The organism is Bacillus sp. EA-CB0995 (assembly GCF_055814245.1).
Window position 1 is genome coordinate 4,393,336 of the sequence record NZ_CP169269.1, and the last position, 18,523, is coordinate 4,411,858.

At 37.7% G+C, this 18,523-nt stretch carries 12 protein-coding genes, 2 pseudogenes and 1 riboswitch; of the genes and pseudogenes, 6 read left to right on the forward strand and 8 right to left on the reverse strand.

Going from position 1 to position 18,523, the window contains the following annotated elements; all coding sequences use genetic code 11:
- Positions 1–164 precede the first annotated feature (164 nt).
- Positions 165–1,270 (reverse strand): annotated as a pseudogene (locus tag ACEWFJ_RS22525) (M20 peptidase aminoacylase family protein).
- Between the two features lie 271 nt (positions 1,271–1,541).
- On the reverse strand, positions 1,542–2,828 hold the full coding sequence (locus ACEWFJ_RS22530) for a transcriptional regulator (RefSeq protein WP_473689985.1): 1,287 nt from the start codon (positions 2,826–2,828) through the stop codon (positions 1,542–1,544).
- 91 nt (positions 2,829–2,919) lie between these two features.
- Here ACEWFJ_RS22530 and ACEWFJ_RS22535 point away from each other — a divergent pair, with 91 nt between their 5' ends.
- A complete protein-coding gene (locus tag ACEWFJ_RS22535; RefSeq protein ID WP_473689986.1) occupies positions 2,920–4,029 on the forward strand; it encodes a mandelate racemase/muconate lactonizing enzyme family protein in 1,110 nt (369 codons plus the stop codon).
- A gap of 13 nt (positions 4,030–4,042) precedes the next feature.
- The gene (locus ACEWFJ_RS22540; protein WP_473689987.1) at positions 4,043–4,738 is read left to right on the forward strand and encodes an N-acetyltransferase; all 696 of its coding nucleotides are present in this window, start codon (positions 4,043–4,045) and stop codon (positions 4,736–4,738) included.
- Positions 4,739–4,907: 169 nt separating this feature from the next.
- On the opposite strand, the gene ACEWFJ_RS22545 is transcribed toward ACEWFJ_RS22540, so the two are convergent.
- The 6 genes and pseudogenes from ACEWFJ_RS22545 to rlmD form a co-directional block, all read right to left on the reverse strand.
- On the reverse strand, positions 4,908–5,777 hold the full coding sequence (locus ACEWFJ_RS22545; protein WP_473689988.1) for an HD domain-containing protein: 870 nt from the start codon (positions 5,775–5,777) through the stop codon (positions 4,908–4,910).
- A gap of 251 nt (positions 5,778–6,028) precedes the next feature.
- Entirely contained in the window at positions 6,029–7,573 is a 1,545-nt protein-coding gene (locus tag ACEWFJ_RS22550; RefSeq protein ID WP_473689989.1) for a DHA2 family efflux MFS transporter permease subunit, read from the reverse strand.
- Positions 7,574–7,978: 405 nt separating this feature from the next.
- Positions 7,979–8,686, reverse strand: coding sequence for a M48 family metallopeptidase (locus ACEWFJ_RS22555; RefSeq protein WP_473689990.1), 708 nt, complete (start codon positions 8,684–8,686; stop codon positions 7,979–7,981).
- A gap of 121 nt (positions 8,687–8,807) precedes the next feature.
- Positions 8,808–9,338, reverse strand: coding sequence for a YehS family protein (locus ACEWFJ_RS22560; RefSeq protein WP_473689991.1), 531 nt, complete (start codon positions 9,336–9,338; stop codon positions 8,808–8,810).
- Between the two features lie 504 nt (positions 9,339–9,842).
- Positions 9,843–10,831 (reverse strand): annotated as a pseudogene (locus ACEWFJ_RS22565) (tRNA dihydrouridine synthase).
- A 522-nt stretch (positions 10,832–11,353) separates the two neighbouring features.
- Positions 11,354–12,730, reverse strand: coding sequence for a 23S rRNA (uracil(1939)-C(5))-methyltransferase RlmD (gene rlmD, locus ACEWFJ_RS22570; protein ID WP_473689992.1), 1,377 nt, complete (start codon positions 12,728–12,730; stop codon positions 11,354–11,356).
- 121 nt (positions 12,731–12,851) lie between these two features.
- Positions 12,852–12,953: riboswitch (purine riboswitch) on the forward strand.
- A 181-nt stretch (positions 12,954–13,134) separates the two neighbouring features.
- On the opposite strand from rlmD, the gene ACEWFJ_RS22575 reads away from it, so the two are divergent.
- The 4 genes from ACEWFJ_RS22575 (at position 13,135) to ACEWFJ_RS22590 (ending at position 18,472) form a co-directional block, all read left to right on the forward strand.
- A complete protein-coding gene (locus ACEWFJ_RS22575) occupies positions 13,135–14,331 on the forward strand; it encodes a NupC/NupG family nucleoside CNT transporter (RefSeq protein WP_098309164.1) in 1,197 nt (398 codons plus the stop codon).
- 340 nt (positions 14,332–14,671) lie between these two features.
- Complete coding sequence (locus ACEWFJ_RS22580) at positions 14,672–15,790, forward strand: polysaccharide deacetylase family protein (protein ID WP_473689993.1); 1,119 nt, start codon at positions 14,672–14,674, stop codon at positions 15,788–15,790.
- Between the two features lie 265 nt (positions 15,791–16,055).
- A complete protein-coding gene (locus ACEWFJ_RS22585; RefSeq protein ID WP_473689994.1) occupies positions 16,056–17,147 on the forward strand; it encodes a polysaccharide deacetylase family protein in 1,092 nt (363 codons plus the stop codon).
- Between the two features lie 95 nt (positions 17,148–17,242).
- The gene (locus ACEWFJ_RS22590) at positions 17,243–18,472 is read left to right on the forward strand and encodes an aminopeptidase (protein WP_473689995.1); all 1,230 of its coding nucleotides are present in this window, start codon (positions 17,243–17,245) and stop codon (positions 18,470–18,472) included.
- The last annotated feature ends 51 nt before the right edge of the window (positions 18,473–18,523 follow it).

Genomic DNA, 18,523 nt, shown 5'->3' on the forward strand with positions numbered 1-18,523 from the left:
ATTTTTCCAATGACATATAATCCAATTTTATCATATACAAAAGTTTCGAACCTGTACCATATGAAAAAGCTACCCTAAAAGGACAATCATTTTTGACCTTTTCAGGGTAGCTTTCGTATCTGAATTTAAGGACTAAAAACCTCAAATTTCAAATAGAAACAATATTATTTCAAAACTTCCAACACCGTTTGCTTCAATATTTGCACGCCATCTACTATACAAGCGTGATCAAACGTCATATGAGGATGATGTAATCCCGGCTTTAAATTTGCACCTAATCCTAGCATGGCAGCTTTTAAGTGCGGCTTTTTGACCGTATAATAATGAAAATCATCACTTCCTGCTGTGCGAAGCGATGCGGTGCAGCCCTCTGCGCCATACGTTTGCAGAATTCCCTTACGAAGGAACTGTTCTGCTTCATCTGATACTACTGCTCCAGGTACATAATCGACCCATTCATAAGAAATCTTTACACCCATCGATTCAGCTGATTGAATAACCTGTTCTATTTTTTCTTTAACTCTTCTAACAGCGGATTGCTTTCTGCCCTTACATCTAAGGCAAAATGACCGTTCCCTGGAATGATATTTAAACTTTCACCGCCCGCTTGGCATCTCGTCATTTTAACGGAATAGGAATGTTGTGGTGAAAGCCATATATTTTTTAATCCAATATTAATCATCGAAATCACATCAATTGCGTTCACACCTTGATGCGGACGCGCACCATGAGCATCAGTTCCATATATATGGGCTTCTAAAAAGTCAGCCGCTCCATGCCGAATGGATGGCGCTGCTTGTTTCAATGATAATTCCTCTATTGGTCGTAAATGAATACCAAATAGGAAATCAGCATCATCCACAACACCTTTCTCCACCATCTTCAGAGCACCGCTTCCTTTTTCTTCTGCAGGCTGAAAAATAAATCGAACCGTACCTGTTTGCCACTCCGCATTTTTTAACTGTAAAATAAGCCCCATCACAATCGTCATATGACCATCATGACCACATGAATGATTTGCTTTGAACTCCCCATCTACTTCTTGCCACAATGCATCCATATCAGCTCGAATGGCGACAACTGGTTTCCCGCTTCCCATTTCTGCAATTACTCCGGGACAATCATCAAATGTTTTATAAGAAATTCCTTCTGCCTCTAAAAATTTTGTAATATAAGTAGTCGTATTATGTTCATGCCAACTCACTTCAGGATGCTCATGTAAATATTGAAAAATTTTATTTAAACGATTCTGCAAATCTTCTCTTTTCAACTTGATGCTCTCCCTTCTATACGCAAAACAATTCTCTTAAGGCTGTTTTGAAATGACATTCATTCCACACTAAACAGCCTTTTGTTTTTCAAAAACATATTGAATATTCATTCAAATGTCAAGTGATTGCTCTCTCGGTATGATGAATGAACTTTCCCTTTTCACCATATGCTGAACTGAATTTTACTGTATCCACCCTCTCCACTCTTTATGCGATAACCAGTTTTAATATCACTAAACTTTCCAAGACAGAAAGAATGGCACTAAGAAACTACATCAGAGACGTAGTATGAATAGAATAAATAGGAAGCTTTAATTCATAAAGGGCACGAGGGCGTCCTTGTTGATAGGGCATCTCCTCACCACAAATATTTGCATATCCTTGATCGACCAATTTCTTCAAAATACGCTCTGTTGTGCGTCTTGTTACTTGTAAATACTCCGAAAGATCCGCTGCTGTAAATTGAAGTGATGAACGAGACTGACTAAATTGAATGATTTTCGATAAATTTGCCGGACTAAGCTTTGTTTCCTTCGCTATCTTTAGTAGTTCTTGATCATCATTTTTAAGGCTCTGCATTTTCTTTTCTTTTGGAAAAGGACCGAACAGTTCTTTTTCATCCGTTAATATATAGCAACAGCTTTCCATTTGATTGTTTGTCGCAAAGTTTTGCGCAATTTTAGCGTTTTGTTCCGCTTCTTTTACTGTTCTCCCGTAACCAAATCCGAGCGCTATAGGATCTTTCGAATTGCTTAAAAAGTTTTGAAGGGAACTTCTTTTTATAAGTGCCTCAATATCACCACGCGTCGTATATAAAATGTATGAGGTTTCATCTACTTGACGAAATGAACCGTGAATTTCACGAGCAAACGTATCGAGATGCTCCGTTGGCATATGGTGTGATGCTGGAAATGCTATCACACATGCTGCAACAGTCGCTGAATAACTTTTCGCTAATTGTGCTTTTGCTTTTGCATCTTTTAATCCTTGTATAAGAGCTTTTGTCGGATCAAGCATTCGCTGTGAAGGCACACCGAGTTCAATAAGTTTGTCATAGACAGCATGAACACTCGTTAATGCTAAATCAACCAATCCTGACTGGTATCGAGAGTAATGAAAATCAACAATCTCTTTTATTTCAAACATATTCGGTAACATATCTTGATAATCCATAACATGAGGAACCCCTGTAATCCCGATATCAGTGAAAACATTTGTAACGAAAGATGAATTCACTAAATCAATTGAAATTCGCTCCGGTCGAATGTTTTTATGATGTAAAATGAAAAGTAAAGAAGACGCAAGCGCCATTTCGTTTTGCTGCAAATAAATACTTGGAATTCGTAATTGTTCTCGCATTTCTTTTGAAATATAATAAGGTATAACACCGGAGAAGAAGATCACATCACACGGCTTTAAATGCCGAATAATTTCTGAAGATTCTTTCGGATGAGAATAAACATAAGGTTCAATCTCTATATCTTCGACTTGGTGGGCAACAGCCACAAGGTTCTGAATAGACTCTTGTGTACCAATAACCGCAATTTTTATCATCATTTGTTCAAACTCCTTATAACTATTTAACGACTATTTAACGACAACTATATCAAATGCACAAGAGCATTGTAAACAGAAAGGGGTCTTCTCAATGAAAATCACAGCAATTCATCTTTATGCAATTCGTTTACCGCTTCGCAATCCATTTATCGTAAGCTATGGCACTTATCCTGATATGCCTTCTATTATTGTAAAACTCGAAACTGATGAAGGCATTATTGGTTACGGAGAAGGAGTAGCTGACGAGCATGTTACATGTGAAACATGGGAAAGCACTTTTCATATTTTAAAACATACATTAGCTCCTGCCTTGCTAGGTAAAAATCCAATGAATATCGAAAAAATACATGACATCATGAATCAAACTATTTACGGGGTACCTACTGCCAAAGCTGCGATTGATATAGCTTGCTTTGATGTAATGGGGAAAAAACTCGGACAGCCTGTGTATCAATTGATTGGCGGACGCTATCATGAAGAATTCCCAATTACCCATGTTTTAAGCATCGATTCCCCAGAAAACATGGCGGAAGAAGCTGCCTCCATGATAAATAAAGGTTACCAATCTTTTAAAATGAAAGTCGGAACAGATGTCAAAAAAGATGTTGAAAGAATTGAAGCTGTACGTGAGCGAGTCGGAAATGATGTCGCAATTCGTGTGGATGTGAACCAAGGCTGGAAAAACAGTGCGACGACGTTAACTGCATTACGTTCACTTAAGCATTTGGACATTGATTGGATTGAACAGCCTGTTATAGCCGATGATATTGACGCAATGGCTCACATTCGGTCAAAAACAGACCTTTCTCTTATGATTGACGAGGGATTAAAAGGCTCGCGTGAAATGCGCCAAATTATTCAAAAACAAGCAGCAGATAAAGTAAACATTAAATTAATGAAATGCGGCGGAATCTATCCAGCTGTCAAACTAGCCCATCAAGCAGAAATGGCTGGAATCGAATGTCAAATTGGTTCAATGGTCGAATCATCCGTTGCCTCTTCCGCAGGATTCCATGTCGCTTTTTCTAAAAAAATCATTACAAGTGTTGAACTAACAGGACCATTAAAATTCACAAAAGATATCGGGAACCTCTCCTATGATGTCCCTTTTATTCGCTTAACAGAAAAGCCTGGATTAGGCGTTGACATCGATGAAGATGTACTCAATGAGTTAACTGCTTTTCAAGATATTATTCGCTAAAGGAGGCCCAAGCATGAACATTCTTTATGAAGGAACGTTAAAACAAAACGAGCAATCATTCAAAGTTGCACCATTATCTTTGCATCACATCGAGCAAATTTTATCCGTACAAGATGATGTAATTGAAACACTAGAAAACAAACAAAACTTGCAGCCTCTTATATTAGAAGAATTTCAAAATATATTAACAGGAAATGGCTTCATAATCGGTGCATTCATAGATGAACAACTCATTGCATTCCGTGCACTCTTAGTTCCACCGATTGATGAAGAACATTTAGGCTTTGATATTGGCTTACAAGGTGAAGAATTAGAACGTGTCATCTATCAAGAAGTCTCAAACGTTCATCCAACTTATCAGGGAAACGGACTGCAAAAAATATTAGCGAAAGTCATTATGGAGCAATTAAAACAGGTAGATCACAAATATGAGTATGTTTGCTGTACCGTTGCACCGTTTAATATCCCTAGTTTAAAAGACAAATTTGCTCAAGGGATGGAAATTGCTGCGCTGAAAGAAAAATATAGTGATCGATTGCGGTATGTGTTTATGAAAGAGTTACAGAGTGAGAGAACAAAAGAATGGACGAATATAGAAAAACTCCTAATGAGTGATATTGCTGGACAGAAGAAGTTGCTGGCGGAAGGTTATCGTGGGTATGAGATGGAGTTTCGTGGTGGGGAGTATTTGGTGCGGTTTGGGAAGTAAAATAACAATAGCGCATTTTCTAATATTATTTATTATACGAAGAAATAAAAAGGTGAGATACTACTATCTGTAGTGTGTCACCTTTTTTCAATGAAACATCCTTCTTAGAAAATGGTAGGGAGAACTTGATAATTTTCTCCTTCCACTTTTAATTGCATACTCGCCTTCTCTATAATTTCGAGCAGTTCCTTAAGCAATATTGATAAAATAATTCATCGGACCAACCCATGCGATGCTTTAGCTCAGTTAAATACGCTAATAGAATAAAGGGACCATCTGAATTGAACTCAAAAGAAACCCCTCTTTCTTCCAGATCATTTGCTAATGGAGTGATCATTTCAATATTTCCACTACGATAAATCGCCTCACCAGCAGTAGAAACTTCCTTCGCAAATTTTAATAGACCTCTTTCATGCAATTTCGATTTTTGTGGCTCATAAATGCCATACGCACAATTGAATAATACATCGATGTCCTTCAACGTAAGTGTTTCTTTTCCAATAAATAAATTTTGTGTTTCTTTTTCGAACACTCGAGTAATTGGAATGTCCCGCTGTTTTTCTTTCAAAGCATGCAAAATACTCATGTAATACCATGATTGGTCACGTTTTCCACGATTAAAACGCGACCATACTTGATTGCCTTCTCTTTCTACGTCCTCTTGAATGGACCGTAAGTTATGTAATTTATCTGCGATAATTAAAGTAATCTCTTCATCCGAACGGTATGGGAGGGATAGAATAGTATGACTTTTTCGTTCTTCCCATGACAACGATTTATCTGGTTCTGAAGCCGCCCTAACCAACTTCAACACTTGGTCGCCAAAATGTTCGCACAACTCAGCCTCGGTTGTATTTGTATCTTCTAAAGTATCATGCAATAATCCTGCGGCAATCACTTCATCACGCTGCTTTGCTTTCTGTAAAATGAGCGCTACTCCAAATGGATGTATAATGTACGGAATGTTCGTGCCCTTGCGCATTTGGCCTTCGTGCTTAATAGCAGCAAACTGCATCGCTTTCTCAATTAATCTGCTCATGTCACTCATCTCCTTTCCATTTATTTATATTCATAACATAAACACCGCTCAGAATAAAATCTTCCGAGCGGTGTTTACTTCTCTAACCACTTAAGTCATTTGATTTTACGAAATCCTTCTTTTACAGTTAGCGTTTCGTTAAATTGTACACGACCTTCGTCCCCCGTCTTCTTCCATAATTATTATCAGATGAAGTTTTCGCCAAAATCAAAAGCGCCCCCTTTGTAAAGGAGGCACTTTTGATTTACTTATTAACCTCTAACAAGTCCCTCTGCTCCAGCTTTTTCCTTTTTGTCCTTTTGCGCAACCTTATAACGATCTCCACCTACAAATAAGGAAACAAGCAATCCGATGATACCAGCTATCATTGCCAATATAAAGCCATGGTGCAACGCGTTTTCTAATGCTCCTCTCATGAATTCTACTAGCTGAGGAGGAAGCTGTGTATGATTTTGCATCAAGATTTCTGGTTTTGCTAATTTTTCAATTTGATTAGCCGGTATTTGAGAAGATGACGCAAAATCTATCATCTTTTCTTTTAAATCATTGTTCACAATGGTTGCTGTAATTGCAGCCCCCATCACACCACCAATACTTCTCCAAAACCCAACAACTGATGAAGCAATCCCCATATATTTCATATCGACGGATTGGGCTACAGCATTTTGCGCGACACTCATAAGCGGCCCAAGAACAATTAATCCCATTGTGATCATCACAAGAGTTACTGTCAATTTCGCAGTATCATGTGTAATGTTACTAAGCATGTAAGCTTCAAATATTCCAACTGCCATCGAAATGACCATGATAGTACGGAAAGGAACTTTCGTACAAAGGAAACCTCCTAAAATCGCACCAATCATAATTGGAAACATCATCGGTGTTAATACACCATTTGAATTTTCATTCCCAATAATAGCTACTGAAAGAATTGGAAGATACGTAATCGCAGAGAACATGATTGCTCCCTGACAAAATACAACAATACTTGTACCTAGCACCATTTTATTTTTAAATATGGAAAGAGGTAAAATCGGTTCACTAGCCTTCCTCTCCACTAATATGAACAACACAATTGATATAGCCGCTGCACTGAACATTCCAATAATTTGAGCGGAATCCCAAGCATAATCCTTTCCGCCCCATTCTAAACCGAGAAGAAGGAGAACGGTTGAAGCAATTAATAAAATCGTTCCAAGATAATCAACTTTTGGTTTATGTTCTGACTTAGATTCTTTTAAAGAAAACAATAAAGTAATAATCGATAAAATGCCAAAAGGAACATTTACATAAAAGCACCATCTCCACCCTAACCAAGAGGCTTCAGAAATCCAAGTACCGATTTGTGGTCCAAGAACTGAGGATATACCAAATATCCCGGCAAACACACCAGACATTTTTGCTGCTTGTTTAGGATCTGTAGAAATTGAATAAATGATTGTGAATGAAATCGGAAAAATAGCCCCTGAACCTATCCCTTGAATAACACGATACGCAATCAACTGATCTATATTTTGAGCAGTTCCGCATAATGCTGAACCAATCAAAAATAAACTGATCCCGAGTAAATAAAACAATTTTCTTCCAAACAAATCGCTCATTTTCCCAAACACAAGCATCGTACTTGTTGCCGCAAGCATATAAGCCGTAAAAACCCAGCTCATTTTATCGAATCCACCAATATCCTTAATGACTTGACTAATGCTCGCAGAAACAATGGTGTTATCCAGAGATGACATAAAAAGCCCTAACGCCATAGCTACGATCACAAAAGGCATCCTTTTATTCTTTTCCATCGCGCTCTCTCCCCGTTTTTTCAATCGTATCCACTCAAATAGAATAACACTTTTCCATTAAATAACAATAAAATTCAGAAGTGATTTTTTGACAAAAATCTACTTCATTTGTCACCCAAAACAGCTACTGACTATAATTATGCTTTGAAATTTACTTTATGTGGATGAATTGTCGCGAAAGCTATTTTAAACAGATTGAGTCTATATTTCTGTAGATATGAAGAGAAGCCCACTTCCGGGAAGGAAGTGGACTCCTTTTATTGAAGTATTAGTGTTGCTATGCACTCCACATGTCTGGAGTGTATGCGGCAATACAATGGGATGTTTGTGAGTTCAGTTATAAGAGAAGAAGCAATTATAAACTAAAACTGTAGTGCAATAGTAATCGCTCCAACGATGTCACTGCTAAACAGTCATTTTCCAGCCTGATAATGCCAACCAGTTTTCCAGTTCCTTATAATCAGGCATTATTTTCCCAACAAGGCGCCAAAAGGATCGATCATGATTTAGATGAACCATATGGCACATTTCATGAACGACTACATAGTCGATCACCTGCTGAGGTGCCATTGCTAGCTTCCAATTAAACGTTAACTGTAGATTTGAATCACAAGTGCCCCACGTACGATTACTATCTGTAATACGAATGGACCGTGGTTTTGTTTTAAAGTTACTTTGATACGATTTAATACTCTTCTCTACTAATGCCTTACACTGCTTATAGTAAAATCGTTTTAAAGCTTGTTGTATTTTCTCATTCTTAAGCTCTTTCACATAAATATGTAGCTTATCTCCCTCAAACACTGCGTTATCTTGCTCAATACTTGCATCTTGAGAAATCTGTATCGGATATGTGTTCCCTAAATATAGAAAGCCCTCTCCTTGATCATAAGCCTTTTCCTGTGGTCCAAGCACTCGCTCCTGCATTTCCTTACGTGTTTTCTGAATCCAATCCCATTTCTCCTCTAACAACTGGACTAAGTATTCAACAGGCGTTCCTTTCGGAGCTTGTACTTCAACATTTCCGTACGAATCTACATAAAGACGTACAGATTTTTTCTTCTTATAATTTATATGAAAATTAATTGTCTCACCTGAATATGTATGTATCATTTCATCACCTAAAGTATTCGTTCATGTTATTTTTACAAATAAAAAAGAGTAGGCTACAAACGTCCTACTCTATCTATTATATCATTTACTGTTTCAACATAAATGTTACAACGCTTATTCCTTATCCTCTATACTTTATAGCTAATCCCTTTACGAAATTCCTTGCGTATCTATCACCGCACTCTTTGTAATTCTTATGGCCTTTTTTTCTTAATAGAGCGCCTAACTCTCCTTTTGTCACCTTAACTCCTACGCTGTCTAATATATCAAGCACATCCTCACTCGTTAATGAAAGTGCTATTTTCATTTTCTTTAGAAGAAGGTTATTGGCACTCTCTTTACTTTGTAAAGACATCGCTTGTCCAGCTGGTTGCCCTGGTTTCGGATCTTGCTTTCCTCTTTTTAAGGTAATAAATCCATTTAAAAATGACTCTAACATCATCATATCGCATGTTAATACGTAATCATCTTCGACTACATCAGCATTTTCAGCTTCATGCTGGGGACTTTTCTTTACTTTTGTAAGCATATCAACTACTTCTTCTTTCGTTACTTCAATGCCACCAAGTTTAAATATCTCTACCATATCTATATCTTTTATATCCATAGCATATCTTACTCTTTTTAATATATCATTATTGCTCATTGCCATTGTTAGTCCTCCTAAAATGTTGATTATTTATACGGCTGTTAAAGTTTATCCTCTAACATGCTTTAAACTATCATGTTTAATATAACCTTTTAGTTAATGTCCGCTAAATTAATACTTTAACATTTTAAAGATAGGTTTTATAGTCTTACCCGAACTTTTCTCCATCATTGTATCTATAGATCTCTTACGTGTTTGTTGTATGCCTATAAAAAGATTTCCCTCATAACATTAACTAAAAGAAAAAACAGTGCTTTGATTTCTCAAATACACTGTTCTTTTCCAGCTCTACGCTTATTTTAAACTCAACCAAGCTACACACTCCACATGTACAGAGTGTATGTGGCAACACAAGGGTGCTGGTAGGTTTATTACATTCTTAAGACCTTCTTCTTTCAGAAAACAGACCTTACCAAAACAAAAGTTGCCGGCTGCAAAGGAACTCGAAACTGAACAAAATAAATACACATAAGTTGATGTAATTCATTTCCCTCTAACTTTTGAGGGTTACATCATTTCACTGTCCCCTGCCTCATCAACACTCTTTTCAAATTTATCAAGCAATGCACGCACTTCATCTGTTGATTTCGTGCTCATCAATTGATTTCTTAATTCAGCAGCTCCATGGAATCCTTTTACATAAATTTTGAAAAAGCGATGAAGCCCTGTGATTGAACGTGGTAGTACTTCCGCATATTGATCTTGAAGATCAAGCTGTAGTCTTAAAAGATCAAGGTGTTCTTTACTGGTATGCTCTTTTGGCTCTTTTTCAAAAGCAAAAGGATTTTTAAAAATACCTCGCCCGATCATAACGCCATCAATACCATATTTTTCAGCAAGCTGCAGCCCGATTTGACGGTCAGGAATGTCTCCATTGATTGTTAGCAGCGTATTTGGTGCAATACGGTCACGTAATTTTTTGATTTCCGGAATTAGCTCCCAATGCGCATCTACTTGGCTCATTTCTTCTCTTGTACGTAAATGAATAGAAAGGTTCGCAATATCCTGTTTTAAAATATGCGTTAACCACTCCTCCCACTCATTTAGCTCCTTAAAGCCAAGTCGTGTTTTCACGCTGACAGGCAGTCCGCCCGCTTTTGCTGCTTGAATAAGTTCTGCCGCAACGTCTGGACGCAGAATAAGGCCACTACCTTTTCCTCTCGATGCCACATTCGGCACAGGGCAGCCCATATTAATATCGATACCTTTAAATCCTTGCTCTGCCATACCAATACTCATTTGACGGAAATATTCGGGATTATCCCCCAAATATGTGCCACCATTGGCTGTTCATCTTCTGTAAAAATCAAACGGCCACGCACACTTTTCATACCCTCTGGATGACAATAGCTATCCGAGTTTGTAAACTCTGTGAAAAATACATCCGGTCGACCGGCTTCACTTACTACGTGACGAAAAACAACATCTGTCACATCTTCCATTGGTGCAAGTACAAAAAATGGTCGTGGTAAATCACGCCAAAAATTATCTATCATTTCAAACTCAAATCCTCTCACTATGGATAAAACTTCAAACTCTCGGTCAAAAAATATAAAGTGAAACTTTAATCAGTGGGGGTTTTCTTCATCCCCCACTGATTATTAGTTGAACCAATCGGGTTTTTACGGGCAGTTTATCTCCCACCTAACTTCTTTAGAAAAGCGGAAGCGGCTCGCTCAGAATCGCAGGACGTTGGAGCCCCCGACAGAGAGGCGCTTTTTGCCTCGTCCGAGGGGGCGAAACGACCGGAGATTCTAGCCGCTAGAGCTGGACAATGCTTTCACCGAATTTTGAGGTGGGGGTATTACTGCCCGCGAATAGCGGGATAAAGCCAAATGTTCCACTTCTTTTACACTTATATCATGCTTAATAACTTATTATCAAACACAAGTACATTTGGACATTTATAATTTGTGAAAATTGACAATGTTTATTTCAACTAAAATCGGTCCTGAATGGTATTTTTATAAACAAAAAAGCAGATGGTATAGATTTTTTCTATATCAACTGCTTTTCTATTATACCAACTCCAACCACGCCACACACTCCACATGCGTAGTATGCGGGAACATATCCACAGGCTGAACCTCCTGCGTTTTATATCCACCTTCTTCAAGAACCTTCAAATCACGAGCAAGTGTCGCCGGGTTACATGATACGTATACGACACGCTTTGGCTTCATGTCGATGATTGTATTTAGTAGTGCTTCATCACAGCCTTTACGCGGTGGGTCGACTACGATTGTTTCAGCGATGATACCTTGTTTGTACCAGTTCGGAATGACTACTTCTGCTTCTCCTACGCCAAATTCAACGTTTGTCATGTTGTTTAGTTCTGCGTTTCGGTTTGCGTCTTCGATTGCTTCTGGTACGATTTCAACACCGTATACTTTTTTCGCTTTTTGCGCTAGGAATAAGGAAATTGTTCCAATGCCGCAATACGCATCGATAACGGTTTCGTTTCCATCTAATTTTGCATACTCCAGCGCTTTGTCGTACAGTACTTTCGTTTGCGTTGGGTTTACTTGATAGAATGAACGTGCTGAAATGGCAAATTTAATATCGCCGATGAAATCATAAATATATTCTGATCCGTACAGGACTGTCGTTGTGTCGCCAAAAATGACGTTCGTACGTTTGTTGTTTACGTTTTGAACGATAGATTTTACGTTTGGAAACTTCGCTGTAATTTCTTCGATGATTGCATTTTTGTTCGAAAGCTCTGCGGTGCGTGTAATAAAAACAAGCATGATTTCGCCTGTTACTTGTCCGTAGCGAGCCATTACGTGACGAAGCGTTCCTTTATGACGTTCTTCATTGTACGCCGTAATGCCGTGCTTCTCACAAATGCGTTTTACTTCTTGAATTAATGTATCGTTTTCTTCTGCTTGAATTAAGCATGTTTCCATATTAATGATGTCATGCGTTCCTTGGCGGTAGAAACCAGCGACAAGTCCGCCTTCACGTTCTCCAATTGGCACTTGTGCTTTGTTTCGATATACCCATGGATTTTCCATGCCAAGGACAGGGTGAACAGGCACATCATGCAATCCACCGATGCGCTGCATAACGTCACGTACTTGTTTTTCTTTTGCTTGCAGCTGTCCTTCATATGTTAAGTGCTGAAGCTGACAACCGCCGCACTGGTTATATACTGGACATTCTGCCTCTTTGCGATATGGACTTTCTTTATGAAGCTTCATTAAACGACCAAAAGCAAAGTTCTTTTTCACTTTAATAATTTTAATTTGTGCTTCTTCACCTGGTAATCCGTTTTTCACGAAAATAGGATAGCCATCTACTTTCGCAACCCCGGCACCGTCATGTGTTAAATCTTCAAACACTACATCTATAAACTCATTTTTTTCAACTGGTGGCGTCATTTTATTACTCATTTTCCGACCTCTCTTTTTTCATCACACTGCGTTACATTTTACCATACTCCCCTGTCCTTTAGCCATTGGAAGAAAAAAGCTATTGACGATTTTTGTCGATTAATGTTACGCTACTACTAATTCAATACGGATGGTGTTACCTCATATATACTTGATGATATGGATCGAGAGTCTCTACCCGGCAACCGAAAATTGTTGGACTATGGGGAAAACTAATGAATATTAGCTTTTTTGTGTATATAAGGACTCATATTGATTAGCTTTCTCGCATAGAAGAAAGTGGATCTGTATGGGTCTTTTTTTATTTTCATTTTAAAGGTCAGACATCATACGTATAACTTAAAACCTCGAGATTAACTTCTCTATTTATTACAAAATAACAACATCTGAAAGGAGCAAATTTTGTGCAATATGTGATGAGTATCATCGGCATTCTTGCCGTATTGGGAATTTGTTTTGCTTTTTCCAACAACAGAGCAAAAGTTAATTTCCGCGCTATTATTATTATGCTTGCTTTCCAAATTTTAATTGGTTGGTTTGTATTTGGAACAAAAATTGGTCAACAAATTATTGTTTGGATTGGTAAAGTCTTTAATAAATTGATTCAACTTGGTACTACAGGTGTAGACTTTTTATTTAACGGAATTCATAAAGATTTTGTCTTTTTCTTCAATGTATTATTAATTATCATCTTTTTCTCCGCACTACTTTCTGTTTTTAGTTATCTTGGTGTTTTACCTTTCATCGTGCGCGTTGCTGGCGGTGCAATTTCGAAAATTACAGGCTTGCCGCGTGTGGAATCGTTCCACGCTGTGAACTCTGTCTTCTTTGGATCAAGTGAAGCGTTACTTGTTATTAAAAATGATCTGCAGCATTTTAATGCAAATCGTATGTTTATCATTTGCTGTTCAGCAATGAGTTCGGTATCTGCTTCTGTCACAGCATCTTATGTAATGATGTTAGATACAAAATACGTATTAGTGGCCCTGCCGCTGAACTTATTCTCTAGTCTAATCGTTTGTTCACTATTAACACCAGTTGATACGGCGCAAGAAGATGAAAAACTGCAAAAGTTCGATAAAAATCTTTTTGGCAGTAGCTTAATCGACGCGTTGATTAACGGTGCATTAGACGGTTTAAAAGTAGCCGGAATTGTTGCAGCATTAATGATTGCTTTTATCGGTGTAATGGAAGTTGTAAACTTCGTGATTTCTTACGCATCAGGCGCACTTGGTCATAAAATTACACTACAACAAATTTTCGGTTACATTCTTTCACCGTTTGCATTCTTAATGGGAATTCCAGCACACGATGTTATTTCTGCCGGTGGTATTATGGGGACAAAAATTGCATTAAACGAATTCGTTGCTATTCTAGATTTAAAGAAAATCATGACTACATTATCCCCGCGTACAGTTGGGATTGTTACAGTATTCTTAATCAGCTTTGCAAGCATTAGTCAAATCGGCGCAATTGTCGGCACAATTCGTGCCCTATCTGAAAAACAAGGGCGCATTGTATCACGCTTTGGATGGAAGCTCCTTTGTGCTTCGACGCTAGCTTCTATTTTATCCGCAACAATTGCAGGGTTATTCATTTAACTATGCAGGCAGCTCCCTATTTAAAATAGGGAGCTGCCTTTTGTTTTCTTCACAAAAATTTTACATATTGCTCATAAAGTGAAACTTCCATCAGTGGGGGTTTTTTTCATCCCCCACTGATGGTTAGTTGAACCAATCGGGCTTTTACGGGCAGTTGTCCCCCACCTACCTTCCTCACTTTTCTCTAAATCTTGAGGTGGGGGTCTTACTGCCCGTTAATGCGGGATAAGCTAATAAAATATAGTATTTTTGCCTTAATTAACCAAAAAGGATATTTCCCTCTATATATGAGAGTGATATGATTAACAAGGGTATAATACACAATAGAAGGATGGATATAATGAAAAAATACGCACTAATGGCTTTACTTTCTTCTACCATTCTCACAGGTTGCAACACTAGTGTAACTAGTGATAAACAGAAAAAAGATGCAGCTGCTGAGAAACAAGTGGAACCGAAAAAAGTTGAAGCGAAAACAGTTGATGTTCCCTTAACACAAGGGAATATAACATGGGAGCCTTTTGCACCTGATGCAAAAAGCACTGTGCTCTATATGAACCATTTAAAAGATGCGTTTACAGAAGTACAATACCACGTTTGGCGCACTGCTGATGGCCCTGAAAGCAAACAAACATTTTCATCAAAGGAAAAAGAACGTAATTTTGCTTTCTCATTCCACTTAAAGGCTTTCAATTTGAAACGCGGGGAATATCAAATTGAAACAACAGGATTAAAAGAAGACGGCACACAAGTACCTCTTGCTAACTCTACAATTACCTTTCAACAATCTGTACCAATTCTAATGTATCATGCAATTGAAAAATACTCTGGACCAGGTGACGGTGAGTTAGGTTTGTATGTACCGCCAGCACAGTTCGAATCACATATGAAATATTTAAAAGATAACGGGTATACAATGCTGACATTTGAACGTTGGAACGATATAAATCGTGTCAATAAACCTATCTTTATAACGTTAGATGACGGGCGAAAAAATAATATGAATGCCCTTCATATTTTACAAAGTTTAAAAGATGACAAATTCCAGCCAGCAGCGACAGAGTTTATCGTTGCCAATGATATTGATGCACCAAATCGTCTTTCAAAAGATGAGATCAAACAGATGGTAGATTCCGGTATTTTCTCTATACAATCGCACACATCTACTCATGCGATGATGGCTTATTCAAACAATTACGATGAAGAATTACGCGTTTCAAAAGAGAAAATTGAAAGTCTTACTGGTCAGAAAATAATTGCTCTCGCGTATCCAGTAGGCTCTTATAATGATCAAGCTGTTGCAGAAACAAAAAAATATTACGAATTTGCAGTAACAACAGATCATGGCAATCATATGACAAAAAGTTTACCGAACGAACAATATTTAATTAAACGCCATTTTGTCGGACCTAACACATCAATGGCGCAATTTACAGCATTAGTAAGAGAGCGCAATTAATTATATAAATGCAAATTGGAAAACCGACATCCCCCCTTTCTTTTTAGGTGGGCGAGAACATCTGGCCATGCCTAGAAGCTGTTAAGGTCTTTTCCCGCCACATGCAGGAGTGAAAACAAAGGGAGAAAGCAAGTGCAGATTATGTTTTGCTGTGCATAGCAGCGACTTATATGTGGAAAAATTAAAATGGATTTACATATTTTAAGGCTGTTTTATTAACAAAGCAGCCTCTTCTTATACAATTTGACTAAAGGATGCTTATTATATGAAAAAATACATTTCTACTATACTACTCTCTACTCTGTTCATCTCTGGTTGTAGTAATACGACTCAAACAGAACCGAAAAAAGAAACAACGACTTTCAAGCAGCAAACAGATAAGAAAACAGAAGAGAAAGTGCAGCCACAAGGAACTATTTCATGGAATCCGATTACATACGAATCAACAAATACCGTTATATATACAAAAGATGTAAAAGCTCCCCTTACAGAAGTACAATATAAAATTTGGCGCACTGCTGACGGAAAAGAGAGTGCAAAAACATTTTCTTCTAAAGAAAAAGAGAAGCATTTTTCTTTACCGTTTGATTTAAAAGAATTTGAAGGAAAACGCGGCGAATATCAAATTGAAGCAATCGGTGTAAAAGAAGATGGGAAAACCATTCCACTTACAACATCGGCAATTGCATTCCAGCAATATGCACCACTTCTAATGTATCATGCGATTGCTGATTATAAAGAGGGCAATGGTCTGAAAGATCTGTTTGTATCTCCTGCCAACTTTGAAGCACAAATGCAATATTTGAAAGATAACGGCTATACATTGTTAACCTTTGAACGCTGGGGTGACATTAACAAAGTCAACAAACCAATTTTTGTTACATTTGATGATGGTATGAAAAATAATATGAATGCCCTTCATATTTTACAAAAGCTTAAAGATGATAAGTTCGAGCCAACCGCGACAGAATATGTAATTGTCAATTCCATCGATACAGAAGGCTCAATGTCTACAGCAGATATAAAAGAAATGATTGATTCCGGCATTTTTTCTGTTCAATCTCATACAGCAACACATGCCGATTTGCCGAAAATTACAAACTATGAAGAAGAACTAAAGGGTTCGAAGGAAAAACTCGAAAAGATTACTGGCAAACCCGTTATCGCTATTGCTTATCCATTTGGCCATGTAAATGACCATGTTGTTGCTGAAACAAAAAAATATTACCAATTTGCGACAACAACAAAACCTGGTCAATTTATTGAAAAAGGCGAGCCAGATGAATTGTTACGTATAAAACGTGTCCGTATTCATAACTCAACAACTGTGGAACAGTTTGGGCTGGCAATTAAATAAGAAAATAGAACTCGATTCCAATCGGGTTCTATTTATATTTTCAGAATCTTCATGTATTATGTACATAAGAACTATTTACGCAAAGGAGAATATATATGTCATTTGAACAAACGTTAGAAAAGTATGCTGCTCTAGCAGTAAATGTCGGAGTAAATATTCAACCGGGACAAACATTAAATATTGGTGCACCGATTGAAGCTGCTCCATTTGTTCGTCTTGTTACAAAGAAAGCTTATGAGTCAGGTGCAAAGCATGTGTATGTCGATTGGGTTGATGAAAATTTAACACGTTTAAAATTCGACTTAGCACCAGAAGAAGCATTTTCTGAATTCCCTGCTTGGAAAGCGCATGCACGTGAAGAACTAGCAAAAGAAGGTGCAGCATTTTTATCCATTTACGCAGAAAACCCTGATTTATTAAAAGGTGTAGATCCAAAGCGCATTGCTAGCGCAAATAGAGCAGCTGGAGAAGCAATGAAAACAGTTCGCGAATATATGATGACTGATAAAGTAAGCTGGTGCGTTATTTCTGTTCCAACAACAGAATGGGCAGCAAAAGTGTTCCCTGATGTACCAGAAGAAGAACAAGTAGCAAAATTATGGGATGCAATTTTCCAAGCAACTCGTGCTGATTTAGAAAATCCTGTTCAAGCTTGGAACGAACATAATAGTAACTTACATACGAAAGTAGGCAATTTAAACGACAAACACTATAAAGCACTATACTATAAAGGACCAGGAACAGATTTAACAATCGAACTTCCTGAAAAACATTTATGGGTGGGTGCTGGCAGCATTAACGAAAAGAATGTACCATTCATGGCAAACATTCCAACAGAAGAAGTATTTACAATGCCATTAAAAACAGGCGTAAACGGCTATGTAACAAGCAAAAAACCATTAGTTTATGCAGGAAATGTTATCGATAACTTTACGCTTACATTTGAAAATGGCCGCATCGTAGACTTCAAAGCTGAAGTTGGTGAAGAAACATTAAAACATTTAGTCGAATCAGATGAAGGTTCTCACTTCTTAGGAGAAGTTGCATTAGTACCGCACGACTCACCTATTTCTAATACAAATATTTTATTCTACAATACGCTATTTGACGAAAATGCATCTTGCCATTTAGCAATCGGTAATGCCTATGCTTTTAACTTAGACGGCGGTAAAACGATGTCAAAAGAAGAGCTAGCAGAAAATGGTGCAAACTCTAGTATTACACACGTAGACTTTATGATCGGTTCTGCTGAACTAGATATCGACGGTATTACAGCAGATGGTACACATGAACCAATCTTCCGTAAAGGAAACTGGGCGTTTTAATAAAGTGAATAAAGAAGAATCGCATCAACGGTTTCGTTGATGCGATTCTTC